Consider the following 948-nt stretch of genomic DNA (forward strand, 5'->3'; position numbering starts at 1 on the left):
CGCTGGAGGACGACCTGACGGTGGTCGCCGAGGCGGCGTCCGGCCCGGAGGCGCTGGCGATGGCCGCCGCGCACCGCCCGGACGTGGCGGTGCTGGACCTGCAGATGCCGGGCCTGGACGGCCTGGAGGTGGCGTCCGAACTGCGGCATCGGCTGCCGGACTGCCGGGTGATGATCGTGACCGGGCACGGCCGCCCGGGCTACCTGAAGCGGGCCCTGGAGGTCGGGGTGCGCGGCTTCCTGCCGAAGACCGTCTCCGCCTCCGACCTGGCGGGCATCATCCGCACCGTCCGCGCGGGCGGCCGCTACGTGGACCCGGAACTGGCCGCGGAGGCGATCAGCGCGGGCGACTCCCCGCTGACGCCGCGCGAGACGGACGTGCTGGAGCTGGCCGCGGACGGCTCCTCGATCGCCGAGATCGCCGACCGGGCGTCGCTGTCCCAGGGCACGGTGCGCAACTACCTGTCCTCGGCGGCAGGCAAGCTGGGCGCGGAGAACCGGCACGCGGCGGTGCGGATCGCCCGCGAGCACGGCTGGCTGTGACGCACCGCCACAGCCGGCCGCGCGGCGGCGTCACTTCCAGGTGAGGCCGGTGAGCTTCTCGTAGGCGTCGATGTAGCGCTGCCGGGTGTGCTCGACGATCTCGGCGGGCAGCGCCGGCGGCGGGTTGTCGCTCTTGCGGTCCCAGCCGGAGGCGGACGAGGTCAGCCAGTCGCGGATGATCTGCTTGTCGAAGGACGGCTGGTCGCGACCGGGCTGCCACTCGTCGGCGGGCCAGTAGCGGGACGAGTCGGGGGTCAGCACCTCGTCGCCGATCACCAGTTCGCCGTCCAGCAGGCCGAACTCGAACTTGGTGTCGGCGAGGATCAGGCCGCGCTCGCGGGCGATCTCGCGGGCCCGGGAGTACACGGCGAGGGTGGTCTGCCGCAGGGTGGCGGCGAGGTCGGCG

General features: G+C 74.1%; 2 protein-coding genes. One reads left to right on the plus strand and one right to left on the minus strand.

Annotated features, from left to right (window positions below; all coding sequences use genetic code 11):
• Positions 1-542: response regulator transcription factor (locus IEZ12_RS34255; protein WP_229848561.1), on the plus strand; the 542-nt coding region annotated here is incomplete at its 5' end.
• 30 nt (positions 543-572) lie between these two features.
• Here the strand turns inward: IEZ12_RS34255 and IEZ12_RS39695 are convergent.
• Positions 573-948 (minus strand): phosphoribosylaminoimidazolesuccinocarboxamide synthase (locus tag IEZ12_RS39695; RefSeq protein ID WP_308431113.1); only part of this gene is annotated, 376 nt, incomplete at its 5' end.

The organism is Kitasatospora griseola (genome assembly GCF_014648555.1).
GTDB classification, from domain to species: Bacteria; Actinomycetota; Actinomycetes; order Streptomycetales; family Streptomycetaceae; genus Kitasatospora; species Kitasatospora griseola.